Raw genomic sequence first — 19,187 nt, 5'->3', positions numbered from 1 at the left:
TCAAGAGGGCTGCTTTGCAGCCCATCGCTGGCCAAGCCTGCGATGGGCCGCAGGGCGGCCCCGAAGGGTTCAAGCGTTGATCAGAACTTGGCGCGCAGTGCCAGGTTGAAGTTGCGCGGTTCGCCGTAGAAGTTCCAGTAGTTCGGGTTACCGAGGGTCTGGTAGTACTTCTTGTCGAATACGTTATCCAGGTTGTACTGGACTTCGAGGTTCTTGTTGATCTCGTAGATCGCATGCAAGTTGGTCAGGTGGTAGGCGTCCTGCTGGATCTTGTAGGTCTCGCCGACCTCGGTCTGGGTCATCTTGCTCTGCGCATAGAAGCTGCCGCCCACACGCAGGTGGTTGAGCGCGCCTGGCAGGCGGTAGTCGGTGGCCAGCTTGAACAGGTGACGTGGCGAGGCGGTGTTGAAGTCTTCGCCCTTCTGCTCGCCGCCGATGTACTTGGACTGGGTGTAGGTGTAGCCCGCGGACAGGTTCCAGTCCGGCAGGATCTCGCCGTTGAGCTCAAGCTCGATACCCTTGTTGCGGACCTTGTCGGAGGCGCGGTAGCAGCCGTCGGGGCAAATGGTTTCAGCGACCAGTTCGGCACGGCCGGTCTGGTCAGCCTGGAAGATTGCGATGGAAGTCTGCAGGCGCTTGTCGAAGAATTCGCCCTTCAGGCCGATCTCGTAGTTGCTGCCAGTCATCGGCTTGAGCATGCTGCCGTCGGCAGCCTGATTGTCTTGCGGCTTGAAGATTTCGGTATAGCTGGCGTAAGCCGACCAGTTTTCGTTCAGCTCCTGAATCAGGCCTGCGTATGGCGTGACTTCGCCACTTTTGGAGAAGTGGCCATGGTCACTGTCTTCGCGGATGCCATTGGTGTCGGTCAAGGTGTCGAAGCTGTACCAGCTCAGGCGGCTGCCGAGAATGAACTTCGTGGTGTCGGTCAGGCTGAAGCGGCTGGCGACATAAATACCTTTCTGTTCCTGGGTACGGTTGTACTTCCACTGGTTGACGTTGAGGTTTTCCGGCTTTGGCGGGTCGAACGCACCGAGGTTGTTCATGTCGACGATGTAGCGGTAGGTGGCATCGCGTCCACCATGGTAGTCGAAGTCGTCCTTGTTCCAGTTACCGCCGACGATCAGGTCATGCTGGCGACCAAGCAGCTGGAACGGACCGGTGAAGTAGCCGTCGATGCTGGTCTGGGTGTCGTCGTAACGAAACAGGCGAGGGTTGAGGGTATACAGGTCGGTGCCACCGCCAGGGAAGGTGTAGTTGCCCAGGAAGTCCGACTTGGCCCACATCTGGTTGACGGCGATCACGCCTTTCCAGCCGTTGTCGAAGGTGTGCTGGACATCGGCGAACAGGGTGGTGTTGCGCTTGTCCAGGTGGTTCCAGTCGCCGGTCAGCGAGGTGGAGCGGGAGATTGGGTAGAACTCGCCGTTCTCCTTGGTCGGCAGGCCCGACCAGTCGTAACCGGAGTTGCGTTCTTTCTGGTAGGTGAAGCCGAAGGTGGCCACGGTCGACTCGTCCAGGTCAGCCTCCAGGATGCCGTAGAACAGCTGGTTTTCCTTCTGGGCGGTGTCCAAGTAGCTGTTGGCATTGTTGTACGAGATCACCGAGCGGCCACGCAGGGTACCGGCTTCGTTCAGTGGCGAGGACACATCGACCATGGTCTTGTAGTTGTCCCAGGAACCGACCGAGGTTTCGATCAGGGCCTGACGCTCGGCAGTCGGGCGCTTGCGGATCAGGTTGATGGAGGCCGAGGGGTTGCCCGCGCCTTCCATCAGGCCAGTGGCGCCGCGCACGATCTCCACGCGGTCGTAGATGTCGGTGTTTGGCTTGGATTGGGCATCCATCGAGTAGGCGTTGCCGATGTTGGTCGGTACGCCGTCGATCTGCAGGTTGTCCACCGACTGCCCGCGAGCCTGGTAGATCGAACGCTCGCCGCCGTTCTTGACGATGGTGATGCCAGTGGCGTTCTTCATCACGTCGTCGAGGTTCTGCATGTTCTGGTCGTCCATGCGCTGGCGGGTGACGACGGTCACGGACTGCGGCGTTTCACGCAGGGACATCGGCAGCTTGGTGGCGGTGCTGGAGCGGCCGGTAGCGTAGGCGTGGGTGCCCTCGGTGGTCTCGCCCAGGGACGCGCCACTGATGTTGGTCGGTGCCAGTTCCAGGTCGGCGCTGTTGCCCTTGCGCAGCAGGATCACCTGCGGGTTGCCCTGCAGGGTGAAGGTCATGCCGGTGCCGCCCAGCAACAGGGCCAGGGCGCGGGCCGGTTCTGCGCGTTGTTTCACCGCCTGGCTGGTGAGTCCGCTGACGTCATCGGGGTTGAACAGGATCTGCATGTCGGCCTGGCGACCGAATGTTTGCAAGGCGCTGGCCAGTGACTGGGCCGGGATGTCGAAGCTGGCTTCCTGGGCCTGGACCTGGGCGGCAATGGGCAGTGCAAGGAGCAGGCCGAAGCGAGGCAGAGGCTTGAAGCGCAGGGTGCAGCGCATGACGAGGCTGGCGAGGCTGAAGGGTTTGTGGACGGGCGACATTTCAAATGCTCATGTAAGTGAACGGCAGATTTTTTGGTTGTTGATAAGAAGACGCATTCAGCGACAAATTCCGGAAGAACCTGTCGCTGTTTTTTCTTGTCGTCTCAGGCCGGTACGGGGGATGAGCTCACTTTGCCGCTGTGCATCCTCACCAACTGGTCCGCTACATCGAAGTAGCGGTCGTCGTGAGAGATGACGATGATGGTCTTGCCCAGCCGTTTCAGGTCGGGCAGCAACTCGGTGTAGAAAATGCGGCGGAAGGTCGGGTCCTGGTCTGCCGCCCACTCGTCGAATACCAGTACCGGGCGCTCTTCTAGCCAGGCATTGATCAGGGCCAGGCGCTTGCGCTGGCCGGTCGACAGGTCGGTGGTGGTGAAGCTGCCGTCGCGCACGCTGACCTTGTGGCCGATCTCCAGGCGTTGCAGGTAGCGGTTGGCGTCGTCGGGGATGTGCAGGTCGCCTTCGACCACGTCGTCGAACAGGTAGTAGTCGGCGAAGATGGTGGTGAACAGCTGGCGGTATTCGTCGCGGTTGCTCGGGTCTATGGCCTTGCCGTTGAGGCGGATCTCGCCCTGGTGCGGGGCGTATAGGCCCAGTAGCAGTTTGATCAGGGTCGTCTTGCCGCAGCCGTTCTCGCCGACGATGAAAACGATGTCGCCTTGCTCGATGCGCAGGTTGACCGGACCCAGGCGGAACGGCTCGCTGCCTTCGACCGGCGGGAAGGCGTAGCCTACGTTGAACAGTTCCAGGCTGTGCACCGGCTCGGGCTTGCTGGCCTTGGCGTCGAGCAGCAGGTGCGGCTCGGGCGAGGAGAACTGCTCGGACAGCTGGGCGACGCGGGCGAAGGCGACCTTGGCGCGGCTGACGATGGGCAGGGTGCCGATCAGGTGTTCCAGCGGGCCTTTCATGTACAGCAGCACCAGCACGAAGCCGCTCATCACGGTCTTGTCGTCGCTGGGCCACAGCGACTGCAGCACCAAAGCCATGCCGATGACCACGAAGAACAGCATCGAGCCGAAGGTCTTGGCCACCACGAAGGTGTTGATGGCTTTGATCTGGGTCTTGCAGATGAAGTCGGCGGTGGCCTGCACGCCCTGGCTGAACATGCGGTTGCGGCGAGGACGGTGGATGCGCAGTTCCTTGGCGCCTTCGGCGATGGCGCTGTAGTTCTTCTGCAGGGTGTCCTCGGCTTCACGGGCGGTGGCGAAGCCACGACCGCCGCTGGCCTGGGCGACGAACTGGGCGGCGCTGCCGATGGCGATGGCCACCACCATCAACAGGAACATTGGCCAGGACAGCATGGCCAGGTAGCCCAGGCAACCGAGCGTCACGGTCATCGAGATGGCCAGCGGGGCGAAGGCGAAGGCGAAGTCGCTGATGGTGTCGACATCGTGGGTCAGCACAGGGATCAGGCGATGGCTGCGGTAGCGCTCGATCTGCTCGATGGGGGCGGCGAGGGTTTTCTCGCCCAGCGTCTTGCGCAGCTTGGCGATGATGTTCTGGCCGACGTAGTTGGTGCCGATGTCGGCGCTGATCGAACAGGTCAGGGCCAGCAGGCACAGGCCGGCGAAGGCTGCGATGGCGGTGCTGGTGATGTTGCCGCCGCTATGCAGGGCGTTGTTGATGCTGGCGAGCAGCGCGGTGACGCTAAGGCCACCGACCATCCCCAGGACGATGGAGAGGGCAACGATGGGCCAGAAGGGTCTGAGCAGGGCGAACAGTTCGCTGAGGGCGCCGCGGGGAGGCTGAGTCATGGGGCAGGGTTCCGCTTTGGAAAATGGCTGTGGGCTCCCTGTAGGACGACTGGTGGGCAGGGGAATTTAGCGCGCCTCTGGGGGGGCGCCTTGCGCCCCTTTGTCGTTCAGAGATCGCGTACTACACGAAAGCCGATCCAATCGCCGCGTTCGTTGGGGTAGAGGTCGTTGCGATTACCGGAGCGAGAGAACACCGGGGCCTCGCCATAGTCGTTGCCGCGAATGCTCTGGAACCTGCAGTCTTTCTCTTGCCATGGGCTGCCATCGCTCGGCGCGCCAACATAGTTGTCGTGCTTGCAGTCGGCGGTCCACTCATAGATGTTGCCGTGCATGTCGTACACGCCAAAGGCGTTGGCCGGGAAGCTACCGACCGGCGCGGTGTAGCTGTAGCCGTCGGCCGGCCCGTAGGTATTGGCGTGCTTGGCGATGCTGTACTCCTTGCCTTCGTCGAAGGGGAAGGGGAACGGGCCGGTGCTGCCAGCACGGGCGGCGTACTCGCGGACCGACTCGCTGGGCAGGCGGTAGGGCTTACCGGTCTTGTTCGACAGCCAGGCGACGTAGTCCTGGGCTTCCTTGAGGTTCATGCACACGGCAGGGTGGCGGCTGGTCACCGGGTAGTTGCCGCCATAGGTGGGGCGGCCACCCTGGGTGGCGGTGCCGGCCTGACACAGGCGGCCAGGGCGTTCGTCACCGCTGGGCATCATGTAGCCGGTGGCCTGGATGAAGGCGTCCCACTCGGCGAAGGTAATGGGGAAGCGGCTGATAGCGAAGGGCTTGGTGAAGGTGACCTTGTGCAGCGGGCCTTCATCGGCCTGGCGTCCGACTTCGTCATCGGGGGTGCCCATCATGAACGAGCCGGTGGGCAGGACCACCATCTCCGGGCAGTCTTTCTCGCAGTCCTTGAAGACAGTACCGGGCTTGGGCGTGCCCGCCTGAGCCCAGGCGCTGGCGGTGAGCAGGGCGAGCAGTGCCAGCGGCGCGAGGACCGGTAGGGTGCGGCGGTGGCGTACGTGGGGTTCAGGGTTCATGAGTCGTCTCGTGCGAAGGGAATTCGGGCGTCACAGCTGGGCGCTGAGCAGTGTCATGAAACGGTCGATCTGCGCTTCGTCGTTGAGCAGGCCGGGTGCGGTGCGGATGACCGGGCCGACGTCGCGGTACACCGCATCGACGATCGCCTTCTGCCGCAGCAAGGCGGCGGCGACCTTGTCGCTGTCGCGGTCCTTGACTCGGAAAAAGGTGAAGCCTGCGCTATGTTGCGCAGCCATCGGGGTGACCAGTTCGACCTGGCGGTGTTCGCCAAGGCGCTGCTTGAGGTAGCTGTTGAGCTGGTGAATACGGCCCTGGACCTCGGCCTTGCCCAGTTGCAAGTGCAGCTTGAACGCCTCGTCCAATGCCCAGCGGTGCTCGAAGGCGTGGTAACCCCCAGGGGTGAGGCTGGTGGCGAAATCGGTGTCCTGGGAAAAGGTCGGGATCAGCGGCGTGATGTCCTTGAGTTGTTCGCTGCGCGCACAGACGATGCCGGTACCACGCGGGCCGAACATCCACTTGTGGGTGCCGGCGATGAAGTAGTCGCAGTTCATCTGCGGGAAGCTCAGGTCTTCCACGCCAAAACCATGCACGCCGTCGACCACATAGAGGATGCGATCGACCTCGGCGCGGTCGCGGTTGTGCCGGTCGACCACCGCGCCGATTTCCGCCAGGGGTAGCTTCACGCCGCTACCCGACTGTACCCAGGTCATGCCCAGCACCCGTGTGTTGGAGCGAATGGCGCGGTCGATGTTGCCGACGATCTCGTCGGTGCTGACCTTGGCCGGGTCCTTGAACAGGCGGATTCGGCGCACTTGGGTACCTTGACGCTGGGTGCGAAAGTCAAGCACCGCCTCGGCGGCGGAATGCTCGTGGACGGTGGTCAGGATCTCCTGGTCCGGGCGCACGTGCAGGCCACCGTAGATAATCGCCAGGCCTTCGGTGGTGCTGCCGGTCAGGGCGATCTGGCCGGGGCGTGCCTGCAGGTACTTGCCCGCCCACGCGCGAACCCGGGCCTCGTGCTGCCAGGGTTCCTGGCGGTCCCAGTCCATGACCAGGCCTGGGTTGCGATCGACGCTGGCGCGGTAGCGATCGATGGCGTCCTGCACCGGTTTAGGGTGCGAGGTGATCAGGAAGTTCGAAAGATGCAGGTAGTCCGGGTCCTGGTTGAACAGCTGACGCAGCTGCGTCCATTGGTTACCCTGGGTCGATGGTTTTGCTGGATTGGCCAGGGCTTGGCCGAGGCCGCCGCCAAAGGGCAGGGCAACGGCGAGCAGGCTGGCCTGTTTGAGAAAAGTACGGCGGTCGCTCATGGTTGCGCTTACCGGGTAGAGGAAAGAGAAGGGCTGGCGGCCTTTTCAACCTGGGCCCAGACACGCAGGAAATTGCCGCCCCACAGCTTGGCGATATCGGCTTCGCTATAGCCACGCTGGATCAGTTCGGCGGTGACGTTGCGCACCTGGCTCACATCCTCCCAACCTCGCACGCCACCCCCTTCGTTGAAGTCCGAGGCGATGCCGACGTGGTCGATACCGATCTTGCGCACGGCGTAGTCGATGGCATCGCCCAGGTCCTTGAGGCTGGCCTTGGGTTCTTCGTCGAGAATGGCGTACAGCTGGCTGGCGTAGCTGCCGAAACGCTGCTCGGGCCAGGCGGCGATGATCGGGTCGCCGGGCATCAGGGCCATGGCCAGGTTGGGCAGCGGTGGCAGGTCGAACTTGGCGCGCAGGGCGTTGAGCTTGTCCTGGGTCTTTTGCGTGAGCGGGCGCAGGTAGCCGGAGAAGCCGACGATCTGCACCACGCCGCCGCTGTTCTTGATCAGTTGCATCTCGCGGTCGCTGAGGTTGCGTGGGATATCGACCATCGCCCGTGGCGCAGAGTGCGAGGCGACGATGGGCGCGCGGCTCAGGGCGCTGACTTGTTCCAAGGCCTGGGTGGACATCTGCGAGACATCGATGATCACCCCCAGGTCATTGAGCCGTTGCACGGCCTGCTTGCCGATGGGTGAGAGACCACCCAGGGCGTCGGGTGAGTCGTTGAAGAACGGCAGCGGGCGCGAGGAGTCGGCCCAGTCGTTGTTGCCGATGTAGCTGAAGCCGAACATGCGCATGCCCCGTGCGGCCCACTTGTCCAGCAGGTTCAAGTCGTTGCCCAACGGGTAGGCGTTGAGCATGCTGATGAAGATGGCGAACTTGCCTTCGCCGTGCAGGCGGCGGAAATCGTCGGGGGTATAGGCGATACCGACCTGGTTGGGGAAGTCGCGCACCAGGCCGGAGATGATCTTGTAGCGCACCTCCTGCTGATTACGGGCCTCCTCGACAAACCCTGCGGTCGGCCGGTGCGGTGCATCGGGGCCGTTCCAGATTTCCGGCCAGCCGAAGAGGGTCAAGGCGGCGCCGGACAATCGTCCTTTGGCGGCCTTGGCCAGGTCGAACTGGCCGTCGCCATCCTTGTCTGCCTCCTGGCCATGGGTACCGAAGTCCAGCGGCAGGGTGATGTGGCTGTCGAAGGAGATCAGCCGATCCTGCAGCTCGTCGGCCTGCTTGATCACCTCGCGCGGGTAGTGCGGGGCGGGGTTCAGCCATTGGTTCCAGGCCAGGTAGCCACCGGCACCGAGCAGCAGGGCCAGGGGCACACCGATGTACAAGGTTTTCTTCCAGCGAGGTTGTGTCATTGCCATCTCGTTTCAGGTCCGCGAATGCCGGGGCTTGGGCTGTCTGGGAGGGACGAGCGTGGCGGGAGGAAATTTAGCGAGGGGCAGCGACGACCTGGCTAAATTTCGCCGGGGAGCATACGTCCTTGCTGGGACAGCGCCTGCTTCATGGCGGACACAGGTAGGGTAATGACGATTTCTCGACGAGGTTTCATGACCGGTGTGGCCCTGGCGGGCGCGGCCCTGCCGGCGGTCCACTATGCGCACCGCGAGCTGACCAGGGATGAGTTTCCGGTCACCCCGGGGGAGGCCAGCGTGGAGCTTGCCGACACCGCCGGCCAACGCCTGGGCAACCGCCTGCGCGGTATCTGGGCTATCCGCTTCGAAGGGGCCGATGCCGGGCTTGCGGGTCTGCCGGCTCAGCAGCTTGAACTGTTCATCGACGTTGCCGCGCGAGGACGTGGCGTGCGCGGTTGCCTTGACACGGCACAACGGCTGCGCAGCGAAAAGGCGCCGCGTTACCAGTTGATCGGTGACCTGGCCGAGTCCGATTCCAATCGCCTTTACTGGCGCCTGATGCCAACGGATGCGAGCCATCGAGGTTATGAAATGGCGATCACCCTGGATCAGGTGTGGGGCGAGTTCGGCAATGCCGGCAGCGAGACCCTGAGTGGGCAGATTGCCGCACTGGACCGGTCCCTGGCGCTGCCGTTGCAGGACAACCGCTTCGTCGCCATTGGCCAGCGCTTCCCCGAAGCGCGCCAGACCATTGGCCTTGAGCCGGCCTTGCTGGACTGGCTGATTTCCCCCGAGCACCGACTGTTCCACCAGTTGTGGCATGCCTCGCGTGACAAGTGGCACAACCTCTCGGAGGAAAAGCGCAATGCCCTGCGCGGCCTGGGGTGGCAACCTGGCCCTCGTGAGCGCGAGCGTGATGCGCGCGGCAAACTCAAGGACCGCAACGGCTCGGGCGAGGACTTTTTCTTCATGCACCGGCACATGCTCGCTGCGGCCCGTGCGCTGCAGCCGCTGCCGTCGTGGTCGAGCTTTCCGTTGCCGCAGCCGGAGCTTGAACGCGACCGCCTGGGTTTTGCCCGTTACTTCGATAACCTCGACGGCTGCTCGGTGCCGCCGACCTGGCTGGCGCCGGGGGACGATGCGTTCAGCGAGTGGGTCAACGGCATCAAGCGTGCCGAGACGTTCCATGGCAACTTCGCGGTATGGGAGTCTCGGTATCGCGACCCGCGTTACTTGTCGCGGATGACCTTGGGGCAATTGGGCTCGGAGATGGAGCTGGGCCTGCACGACTGGCTGCACATGCGCTGGGCGTCGGTGCCGCGCGACCCCTCCAACGGCGCGCCGGTGCCGCTGGCCCGCGAGCTGGATGACTTTGCGCCGCGTTGGTATGCAGCGGAAAACGACTTTTTGGGCGACCCGTTCTCGTCCCATGTGCACCCGGTGTTCTGGCGGTTTCATGGTTGGATCGACGATCGCGTGGAGGACTGGTTCGCCGCCCATGAGCGTTTTCACCCGGGCGAAGTCAGCCGGATGCAGGTCAACGGCGTGCCGTGGTTTGCGCCGGGGCGCTGGGTGGAGGTGGCTGACCCCTGGCTGGGGCCGGATACCCATGGCTGCAGTACAGTGCCTGGGGTAAGGCCGGGCAGGTCGGTGGAGATGGATGTCGAGACCATGAAGCTGGCATTGCGCATCATCTTTGGCGAGGACGAAGGCAAGTTGGCCGGGTTCATGCGCCAGGTGCCGAAACGGCCGTGGTATGCGCGGCATCTTTCATTGAAGGGATTGCTGGCCTGAGTGCGCCATGGGTTGGATTGATCTCCAACCTTCGTGGCATCGAACTATTCGTGGGAGCGGCCAGGCGTCGCGAAAGGGCTGCACAGCAGCCCCGTGTGTACTCACTGGGCTGTTTTCACGTGCCAGCCGCCACCCAGTGCCTTGTACAGGGCCACGCTCGCTTGCAATCGCGCCAAGCGCAACTGCGCCTGCTGATCCTGTGCCTCGTACAGCGTGCGCTGGGTTTCCAACACCGTCAGCAGCGTTTCGGCTCCGGCACCGTAACGTTGCTGGGCGAGGTCGAAGGCCAGGCGGGCCTGTTGCACTTGCTCATCCTGCCATTGCCGTTGCCGGTCGACGCCATGGATGGCGTTGAGCGCTTTCTCGACGTCGGCGAAGCCGGCCAGGATGCTGCTGCGATAGGCCTCGAGCAACTCCTCTTGCTCTGCCTCGGCCAATTCACGCGAGGCCCGCAGTCGGCCGTTGTTGAAGATCGGCGCGACCAGGCCGGAGGTCAGCGTGTAGTACGGGCTGTCGAAGACCTGGGGCAGGGTGCGGGCCCCCGAACCGAACTCGGCGCCGAGGGTCAGCTTTGGTAGCAGGGCGGCCCGTGCGACCTGCACATTGGCGCTGGCGGCCGCCAGGCGCGCTTCGGCGGCTGCGATGTCTGGCCGGCGGGTCAGCAGGTCGCTGGGCATACCGCTGCCAATTGCCGGCCACTGCACCGTGTCGATGCGCTCGTCGCTGCCGGGCAAATGTTGCACGGGGTCGCCGAGCAGGGTGGCCAGCGTGACGCGGTTGTCCTGCTGGCGTTGCTCAAGCAGCGGCAGTTGGCGCTCCTGGGCGGCCACCAGGCTACGTTGTTGCGCCAACTCAAGGCGCGTGGCCGAGCCAGAGCGCTGCCGCACCTCGACCAGGCCCAGCACATCCCGCGCATTGCGCAGGTTCAGGCGGGCGATGCGCAGTTGCTCATCCAGTGCCAGCCCTTGCAGGTAGCTATCGGCAACGGCACTGACCAGGGTCAGTTCCACAGTCTGGCGGTCGAAGCGGCTGGCGTCCAGGCCATGCAGGCCGCTGTCGCGTGCGGCGCGCAGGCCGCCCCAGAAGTCGATCTCGTAGGTCGCGTTGAGCGTGGTGCCAAACGAGGTGCTGGTGCGTTCGCTGCTGCTGACATCGAGCTGGTCGCTGCCGTCGCCCCGTAGCAGGTGCTGTCGGCTGCCTTCAAACCCGAAGTTCAACGCCGGCAGCAGTGGCGCACCGGCGATCACGGCGCGGGCCTGGGCCTGGCGTACACGTGCGGTGGCAGCCGCCAGGTCGTAGCTGTTGCGCCGCGCACGTTCAACCAGACGGTCCAGTTCGGGGCTGGCGAAGGCTTTCCACCACTTCGTCTGTGGCAGGGTGAGCCCGGCAGCACCGGTCTCTCCTTGCCAGTTATCCGGTGGTGCGATGCCGCTTTCGGGCGGTGGCGGTGTGCTGCAGGCGGCGAGGCAAAGGCTCAGGGTCAGGGTCAGCAGGCTGATGCGGCTTGGCAATGTCATGGGTTATTCGCTGGTAAGGGCTTTGACCGGATCGAGACGCGCCGCCTTGCGGGCCGGCATGAAGCCGAACACGATGCCGGTGACTACGGCGCAGGCGAAGGCGCCGAGGATGGCGGGTAGGGCGAAGGCCACGGCGACCCCGGCAAGCATCAGGCCTGCGCCGATGCCCAAGGCCAGTGCGATGCCGGTCAGGCCGCCGACCATCGACAGCATCACCGCCTCACTGAGGAACTGGCGCAGGATGTCGCGCTGGCGGGCGCCGGTGGCCATGCGAATACCGATCTCGCGGGTGCGTTCGCGCACGGTCATCAGCATGATGTTCATCACCCCGATGCCGCCGACCAGCAGGGAGATCGCGGCGATCGCCCCCAGCATCAGCGACAGGCTGTTCTGGGTGCGGGCTTCGGCCTGGATCAGTGCGGCGTCGTTGGTCAGCTCGAAGTCTTGCTTGCCTTGGTGACGCTGGCGCATCAGGTGATCGATGGCTGCTTCGGTCTCGGCCACTCGTGCCGAATCTCGGGCGGCGATGATCACGTATTCCGGGTCCTGGGTACCGAACAGGCGAATGGACGCTGCCGAGTAGGGCACGACGATGCGTTCGTCGCTGTTCTGGTCGCCGGAGCTGGCGCCTTTTCCGGCCAGCACGCCGACGATCTGGAACGGTACGTTGCCGAGCAGAAGGTACTGGCCGATCGGGTCGCTGCCAGGTTCGAGCAGCGTGTCGCGTACCTTCTGGCCGATCACTGCGACGGCGGCGCCAGTGCGTTCGTCGCTGTCGCTGAAGAAGCTGCCCTGGACCACCGGCCAATTGAGGATGTAGGGGAACTCGATATTGTTGCCGCCGACGTAGAATTTCTGGTTGTTGTTGCCGTGGCGCACCATCACGTCGTCCCCGATCACCGGCATGATCCGCGTCACCTGGGGCAGTTCGGCAATCGCCGCAACATCGTCCAGGGTCACCACGCCGGCGGGCTCACGCAGGGTGGCGTGGCGACCGTTGAGGTAGAGGATGTTCGAGCCGAAGGCGGCCATCTGTGCCATGACCTGGCGTTTGCTGCCTTCGCCCACAGCCAGCATGACCACCACCGAGGCGACGCCGATGACGATGCCGAGCAGGGTCAGGGCAGTGCGAAAGCGATTGATCCACATGACCCGCCAGGCTGCCTGCAAGGCTTCGACCAGCTCGCCCTTCCAGGCGCCACGCTCAGTGGCGCCGCGATCCAGGCGTTCGCGCAGGTCTTCGGCCTGCAGGCCTCGGTGCGGATTGACCGGTGGCTGGTCGTCGGCCGAATCGCTGATCACCAAGCCGTCGCGAATCTCGATCACCCGGTGTGCGCGTGCCGCCACCTCGCGGTCGTGGGTGATAAGGATGATCACATGCCCCTGGCTGGCCAGTTCGTCGAGCAGGGCCATGACTTCGGCGCCGCTGTGGCTGTCGAGGGCTCCAGTGGGTTCGTCGGCGAGGATGATGTGGCCGCCGTTCATCAGCGCGCGGGCGATGGAAACGCGCTGTTGCTGACCGCCGGACAACTGGTGCGGGCGGTTGCCCGTGCGGCTGGCCAGGCCCAGGCGTTCGAGCAGGGCGGCGGCGCGGGCGCGGCGCTCGCTGGCCGGTAAGCCGGCATAGATGGCTGGCATTTCGACGTTTTCCTGGGCCGAGCCCGAAGGAATCAGGTGGTAGCCCTGGAACACGAAACCGAAGGCCTCGCGTCGCAGCCAGGCCAGCTCGTCGGTGTCCAGCTCGGCCACGTCCTTGCCGGCGAAGCGATAGCAGCCGGAACTGGGGCGGTCGAGGCAGCCGAGGATGTTCATCAGGGTCGATTTGCCAGACCCTGACGCGCCGACGATGGCGACAAATTCGCCGGGGTGCACGCGCAGGCTGATACCGCGCAGGACTTCGACCTTGGGTGTGTCGAGGCCGCCGTAGACTTTGCGGATGTCGCGAAGCTCGATCAGGGGGGCGGACATTCAACCTCCGCTGGCGGCAGGGGCGCCGATGAGCAGGCGTTCGCCTTCGCGGACACCGTCGAGGATCTGTACCCGCAGCCGGTCGCTCAGGCCGGTGCGCACTTGGCGCTGCTCGACCTTGCCGTCGCGGGTGAGTACCTGGGCCATGCGCAGGCCGTCACCATCGCTGTCGTCCAGCGCCGCCAGCGGTGCGGTCAGTACCTGGCTGGCCTGGCCGGCGACGAAGAACACCTGGGTGGTCATCTCGGCCATCAGTGCCCCGTCAGGGTTGTCCACGTCCAGCAGCACGGTGTACTGCACGACTTGGCTGCCGGTCGTGCCGGAGGTGGCGCTGGTCGGGCTGCCGCCGCCCTGGCTGGACTGCTCCAGCGGCTTGGGCGGAATCGGCAGTATCTGGCGCACGGTGCTGGTCCAGCGGCGCTTGCCACCAGCCAAGGTGGTGAAGTAAGCGCTCATGCCGGGCTTGACCTTGCTGATATCGGCCTCGGAGACCTGGGCCCAGACGGTCATCGGCGACAGCTTGGCGATGCGCAGGATCAGGGGCGTCTGTTGCTGGGCATTCAGGGTCTGGCCCTCGCGGGCGTCCACGGCGACCACGGTGCCGTCCATGGGCGCGTAGATGCGCGTGTAGCCAAGTTCGGCCTGGTCGCTGCGCAGGCTGGCCTGGGCCTGAAGGATCTGCGCCTGGTACATGTCGATGCGGGCCTGGGTGACCTTGAGCTGGGCATCGGCAGCCTGCACGTCTTCCTCGCGGGTGGCACCAGCGGCGGCCAGGTCGCGCTGGCGTTTGAGCTGTTGCTGGGCCAAGCGGTACTGGGCGCGCTGCTCGGCCAACTGGGCCTTGAGGTTCTCGATCGAGTAGCGGCCGGCGTCGAGCCTGGCCTGCTGGGTTGACGGGTCGATCTCGACCAGCAACTGGCCCTGGTGAACCTGGTCGCCCGCTTCGACATGCAGGCGACGGATCTGCCCCGAGGCCTGGGCGCCGACATCGACGTAGCGACGAGGTTGCAGGGTGCCCAGGGCGGTGACGCTGCTTTCGATATCGGCGCGGGTGACGGTTACCGTGCTGGCCGGCTGGTTGTCGAATGGCAAGGTCTTCCAGGCCAGCAGGCTGCCCAGGCCAAGCAGGCCCAGGCCACCGAGGAGGATGCGGCGGCGAGTGTTGGGTAAGCGTCTCATGCGGACTTCCAGCCAGGGGTGATGGCCACACGCAGCCAGTCGAGGCGCGCAGGGAGGTCCCAGTTAGACGAAGATCAGCATGCGGGATTTACCCAGGTTGGGGGTACCGCTGTGTGTTGCTGAGAATAATTATAATTTGTAAGATTGCACGCTGATATCACATATTCCCGCGTCCCCGCACACCTGTGGCAGGGCAGGGCGACGCCAGGTGCCGCTGTGGAACATTACTATCGTGAACTGGTGAGTTTCCTTTCCGCACGCCTTGGCAGTCGCCAGGCGGCGGAGGACGTTGCCCACGATGCCTACCTGCGGGTACTGGAGCGCACCGACGCGCAGCAGATCGAGCATCCGCGCGCCTTCCTGTACCGGACCGCGCTCAACCTGGTGGTAGACCGTCATCGGCGTCAGCGTGTGCGCCAGGCCGAACCCTTGGACGTGCTGGACAGCGACGAGCGCTGGCACATTCAGGCACCGTCCCAGGAAATGCAGCTCGATCAGCGCCTGGCACTGATGCAAAGGGCCCTGGACGAATTGAGCAAGCCTTGCCGCGACAGCTTCCTGTTGCGCAAGCTCGAGGGCCTTTCACACCAGCAGATCGCCGAGCGGCTGGGCGTTTCCCGAAGCATGGTGGAAAAACATATCGTCAACGCCATGAAGCATTGCCGCTTGCGCATGCGGCAATGGGAATAGTGAAAAGCCGGTGAAACACGAATGAAAATTCTGTACGCGGCAACTTGATTTCTGGAAAGTTCCCGACAACTATCAATGAAGACCCTGCCGAATTCATGGTTTCGGCAGTTGCCTCGTCGGCGCAGTTTGGTCAGGGAGTTTCCCTTAACTAGCTAACTGCCCAGGTCCGATGATGCCCAACAAAACGATGCGCATCCTTATCGCCGACGAGCACCCCAGCCAGCGCTTGCACCTTGAGCGACTGCTCAATGGCCTGGGCTATTTCCGGATCGCGCCGGTGCAAAGCTTCGAAGAGCTGCAGCGCCTGGTGCAGTGCGCGCTGCAACCTTTCAACCTGTTGGTCGGCAATATCGAGTTGGGTAGTCACTGCGGGGTCGACCTTGAGCGCTTTTGTCGGGTCAACGCACAGATTCAGCACGCCTTGCTCTATCACTCACAGTCTGTGACGGTTCCAGACGTGCCGCCGGCCGAGCGCCAGGCGGTCAGCATCAGCCTGCCCCAGGTGCCGGACGACGAAGCGCTGGGTTCTTTCATGGCGATCATCGATGCGCCAGTGTTGGTCGGCAAGCTTGGCCTGCCTTCGAGCGTCGCCAGCCATCTGGCATTTCCGCGCGCTCGCCAGCATTTCCCGTCGACCGTATTCAGCCGGACCCATTGAACCTGAAGGGGTACCCAAGGGTAAGCATTTGCTATCCTCTTGCCCTTTGCCGATTTGCGGACCCCTGCCATGACTGCCAACCACACCGCTCCTGCGCCCCGGTTCAGCCGCAGCGACCACCGGACCCTGGGTCTGGCGGCACTGGGCGGCGCCCTGGAGATCTACGATTTCATCATCTTCGTGTTCTTCGCGTTGACCCTGAGCCAGCTGTTCTTCCCACCGGAGATGCCGCAATGGCTGCGCTTGCTGCAAAGCTTCGGGATCTTCGTGACCGGTTACCTGGCCCGCCCGCTGGGTGGGATTCTCATGGCGCATTTTGCCGACCATCTGGGCCGCAAGCGGGTGTTCAGCCTGAGCATCCTGATGATGGCCCTGCCGTGCCTGTTGATCGGTGTGATGCCGACCTACGCCGACATCGGCTACGCCGCCCCGCTCATTCTGCTGGCGCTGCGCATCCTGCAGGGGGCCGCGGTGGGAGGCGAGGTGCCCAGTGCCTGGACTTTCGTCGCCGAGCACGCCCCGCCAGGGCGACGGGGATATGCACTGGGCTTCCTGCAGGCCGGGCTGACCTTTGGCTACCTGCTGGGTGCCTTGACCGCAACCTTGCTGGCGCAGGTCTTCACCGCGCAGGAAATCCTCGATTACGCCTGGCGTTATCCGTTCCTGCTGGGTGGCGTGTTCGGTGTGATCGGCGTGTGGCTGCGTCGCTGGCTGAGTGAAACCCCGGTGTTTCTGGCCCTGCGCGAGCGCCAGGAGCAGCCAGTGGCCTTCCCGCTGCGACGGGTGCTGGCAGAGCATAGCCGTGCGCTGATCCCGGCGGCATTGCTGACCTGCGTGCTGACCTCGGCGGTGGTGGTGCTGGTGGTGATCACCCCGACCGTGATGCAGCAGCGTTTCGGCATGAGTGCCGGGCATACCTTCGCCTTGAGCAGCGTGGGCATCGTCTTTCTCAATATAGGCTGCGTGATGGCGGGGCTGTTGGTCGACCGGTTGGGTGGCTGGCGTGCGCTGATGGTCTACAGCCTGTTGCTGCCATTGGGTGTCGGCGTGCTGTACGCAAGCCTGGTGGGGCAGTGGGGCGCGGTGTGGGCCGCCTATGCGCTGGCAGGGCTTTGCTGTGGCGTGGTGGGGGTGGTGCCGTCGATCATGGTCGGATTATTCCCGGCGCAGATCCGCGTGTCGGGTATTTCCTTCACCTATAACGTCGCCTATGCCCTGTGGGCCAGTACCACGCCGCTGGCATTGATCGCGCTGATGCCGTGGAGCCCGTGGGTGTGTGTCGGCTTTTGTCTGATCATGGGCACCGTCGGATTGCTCACTGCGTTGTATTTCGGGCGTCGCGAGCCCTTGGCGTTCGCCGTCGAGCCTATGCCGGTCATGTGCGCTGACAAATGAGCCTAGAGGAGCAGGGGCATCGAGGCAGAATCCACGGTCATTCCTGATGTGTTCAGCGATGACTGCACACGCGGTCTAGGGTGGCGGGTGAACGCATTTTCCCGTTGGGAAAATGGCAAGATGCGGCCACCGGTTGCACTCATCGAGCTATTCAAACTGCTCGATCGTCGCCCAGAATTGTTCGAAGAGATAAGGACACCCTGAGTCGGGCTGCAACAGCCTACAGCCGGTGCCAACGGTTCACGCAAATCAAGGCTACAAGGCGCACAGAAGGCGACTGTACATGAATGTAGATTGCTCCCGCATCCACATTTCAGGAAACAGGCGCCATGTACGGATTTCATGTGAAATGGCTGACGCGCCGTCAGCTGCCGCCCATTCCGGCGACCATGCTCTTTTCAGGAACGCACCATGATGCCCCGGGGCCTGATGGCGACTTCGAGCAAGCCGTTACGCCCGTAATCACCTGGGGCAACAACAGCCTTGGCTGCGTGTTCGACGACAACGAGCATCACGACGCTGCCTGGCTGGTTGTCTACGGTGACGGGGAGCAACTGACCGGCGCGCATCCGTTGCCTCATTTTCGGCATGTCATGGACATTCAAGCGGCGCCAAGCGGTGTTGCCTGGGTGCTGGTCGATGAGAAAGCGCGCAAGGTCGAGATCTCGCATCTTCTGCTCGACGGACTCGATGGTAGAGTAGGTCGTGAGACCTCACTGGAAGGAATGCCGGTTGGCATTCCTTTCTGTCTGCGCAATGGGCGCGATTTTCTGATGGCGGACGAGTCAGGGGTTCGCGTTGCCGCCTTGCCCGATCCGCTGGCGATGCAGTGGATGTATCAGGATGGCGAGCTGACCCATGTTGCCACCCAACAGGTACTGGGCCTGGGCGTGCGCTGCAAACCTGCCGCGCAGGACGGAGACCGCTGGCACTTGTCCGCCCGAGGCGTGTTGTTCTATGGCGAAGAGAAACGCGCTTTGTGCGCCGACCCCGGCAATGGCGATGTATGGCTTCAGGCACACGTGGCAGAGTCACCAGAGGGGCTATGGCAGGTGCAAATGCCGGGGCAGACGAGGCGTAACAGGGGCAGCGCGTTGCGTATCAGCACGCTGGCCATTCATGTGCAGGTCTCCAATGACTTGAGGTCCGGGACCAGTGATGCTGTGTATTTTTCCGTCAACGGCAGCGCGCACCGGCAATTGCTGGCACGCAACTTCGATCGTGGCTCATTGCTTCAGGTCGATGTCGATCTGTCGAGCATGTTCGCGGGGCGTCAGCTGGTTGCCGATGAGCTCCACAGTGTCGAGCTGTACCAAGTGAGCGGCGAAGGGTACGGGCCTGCGTGGCGCATGCAATCTCTGGATCTGGTGGTCAACGATGAACTGTCCAACCGGCTACTGGTTGCCGAAAGCCCTTGGCTGCTGCCGGCGAGAGGGGCGAGTTGGAAGGGCGTCGTGAACTGGTTGGACTGGCGCTTGAAGGGCAAGGAGACACCGCTGGATTTTACCGGGCGTACGTACCCGGTCACTTGGCGACCCCTGCTGAGCGACTGGCTGTACTGGCGCAGCTACGACGTCTCGAACATCGAAGGAGTTTGCCAGTTGATCGGTGAGCAGGACGGTAGGGTGCTGGGGTTCGAGCTGGTCGGCCAGCGTCCTGTTTATCTTGAGCCCAACACGGCAAACGACTCCTACACCTGGGTGTACACGCCACAGGGGAGCATTATCGTAAAGCGCTGGGACAAGGCGGCGCCGCGGGCTCATTACATCACTCACAGCCAGCTGGGTATGGGCGCCCCCGTGGTATGCGCGGGTGAAATGACGATCGTCCGCATGGGGGCGGGCGTGGCGGTCCACGATATCCTGGGAATGATCAACGATGCGTCGGGGCACTATGTGCCGGATGGCGGTGCATGCCTCGCCCATGTGCGCGAGCGACTTGCCCAATTGGGGCTGGATACCACGCGGACGACGGTCGCGTTCCACAGCGGCAAGCAGGCGGAATGATTGC

At 63.7% G+C, this 19,187-nt stretch carries 13 protein-coding genes and 1 pseudogene; 6 read left to right on the top strand and 8 right to left on the bottom strand.

Annotated features, from left to right (window positions below):
* Positions 1 to 80 precede the first annotated feature (80 nt).
* From P3R38_RS16720 to pvdM, 5 genes are all read right to left on the bottom strand, one after another.
* Positions 81 to 2,525, bottom strand: coding sequence for a TonB-dependent siderophore receptor (locus P3R38_RS16720; protein ID WP_023381382.1), 2,445 nt, complete (start codon positions 2,523 to 2,525; stop codon positions 81 to 83).
* A 104-nt stretch (positions 2,526 to 2,629) separates the two neighbouring features.
* Entirely contained in the window at positions 2,630 to 4,279 is a 1,650-nt protein-coding gene (locus P3R38_RS16715; RefSeq protein ID WP_023381381.1) for a cyclic peptide export ABC transporter, read from the bottom strand.
* A gap of 107 nt (positions 4,280 to 4,386) precedes the next feature.
* Positions 4,387 to 5,307: a formylglycine-generating enzyme family protein gene (locus P3R38_RS16710; RefSeq protein ID WP_023381380.1), complete on the bottom strand. Its 921-nt coding sequence runs from the start codon at positions 5,305 to 5,307 to the stop codon at positions 4,387 to 4,389.
* 30 nt (positions 5,308 to 5,337) lie between these two features.
* Complete coding sequence (locus P3R38_RS16705; protein WP_023381379.1) at positions 5,338 to 6,618, bottom strand: aminotransferase class V-fold PLP-dependent enzyme; 1,281 nt, start codon at positions 6,616 to 6,618, stop codon at positions 5,338 to 5,340.
* A gap of 8 nt (positions 6,619 to 6,626) precedes the next feature.
* Entirely contained in the window at positions 6,627 to 7,979 is a 1,353-nt protein-coding gene (gene pvdM / locus P3R38_RS16700; protein WP_023381378.1) for a pyoverdine-tailoring dipeptidase-like protein PvdM, read from the bottom strand.
* Positions 7,980 to 8,147: 168 nt separating this feature from the next.
* Between pvdM and P3R38_RS16695 the strand changes: the two genes are divergently transcribed.
* Entirely contained in the window at positions 8,148 to 9,770 is a 1,623-nt protein-coding gene (locus tag P3R38_RS16695) for a twin-arginine translocation signal domain-containing protein (protein WP_027908208.1), read from the top strand.
* A gap of 101 nt (positions 9,771 to 9,871) precedes the next feature.
* On the opposite strand, the gene P3R38_RS16690 is transcribed toward P3R38_RS16695, so the two are convergent.
* The 3 genes from P3R38_RS16690 to P3R38_RS16680 are packed head-to-tail and all read right to left on the bottom strand — an operon-like array spanning position 9,872 to position 14,434.
* Complete coding sequence (locus P3R38_RS16690) at positions 9,872 to 11,287, bottom strand: efflux transporter outer membrane subunit (protein ID WP_277686435.1); 1,416 nt, start codon at positions 11,285 to 11,287, stop codon at positions 9,872 to 9,874.
* 3 nt (positions 11,288 to 11,290) lie between these two features.
* On the bottom strand, positions 11,291 to 13,255 hold the full coding sequence (locus P3R38_RS16685) for a MacB family efflux pump subunit (protein ID WP_277686434.1): 1,965 nt from the start codon (positions 13,253 to 13,255) through the stop codon (positions 11,291 to 11,293).
* The gene (locus P3R38_RS16680) at positions 13,256 to 14,434 is read right to left on the bottom strand and encodes an efflux RND transporter periplasmic adaptor subunit (protein ID WP_104881459.1); all 1,179 of its coding nucleotides are present in this window, start codon (positions 14,432 to 14,434) and stop codon (positions 13,256 to 13,258) included.
* 216 nt (positions 14,435 to 14,650) lie between these two features.
* On the opposite strand from P3R38_RS16680, the gene P3R38_RS16675 reads away from it, so the two are divergent.
* From P3R38_RS16675 to P3R38_RS16660, 5 genes and pseudogenes are all read left to right on the top strand, one after another.
* The gene (locus P3R38_RS16675) at positions 14,651 to 15,124 is read left to right on the top strand and encodes a sigma-70 family RNA polymerase sigma factor (RefSeq protein ID WP_023381373.1); all 474 of its coding nucleotides are present in this window, start codon (positions 14,651 to 14,653) and stop codon (positions 15,122 to 15,124) included.
* Between the two features lie 172 nt (positions 15,125 to 15,296).
* A complete protein-coding gene (locus P3R38_RS16670; RefSeq protein WP_023381372.1) occupies positions 15,297 to 15,782 on the top strand; it encodes a response regulator in 486 nt (161 codons plus the stop codon).
* Between the two features lie 69 nt (positions 15,783 to 15,851).
* Positions 15,852 to 17,177, top strand: coding sequence for an MFS transporter (locus tag P3R38_RS16665; protein WP_023381371.1), 1,326 nt, complete (start codon positions 15,852 to 15,854; stop codon positions 17,175 to 17,177).
* A gap of 87 nt (positions 17,178 to 17,264) precedes the next feature.
* A pseudogene (locus P3R38_RS25130) lies at positions 17,265 to 17,381 on the top strand (type II toxin-antitoxin system MqsA family antitoxin); the annotation flags it as partial.
* Positions 17,382 to 17,506: 125 nt separating this feature from the next.
* Complete coding sequence (locus P3R38_RS16660) at positions 17,507 to 19,183, top strand: hypothetical protein (RefSeq protein ID WP_023381370.1); 1,677 nt, start codon at positions 17,507 to 17,509, stop codon at positions 19,181 to 19,183.
* The last annotated feature ends 4 nt before the right edge of the window (positions 19,184 to 19,187 follow it).

The organism is Pseudomonas sp. NyZ480, assembly GCF_029537255.1.
Lineage (GTDB): Bacteria > Pseudomonadota > Gammaproteobacteria > Pseudomonadales > Pseudomonadaceae > Aquipseudomonas > Aquipseudomonas taiwanensis.
Note: the sequence above shows the minus strand (reverse complement) of the source record. Positions and strands in the feature narration are given on the sequence as shown.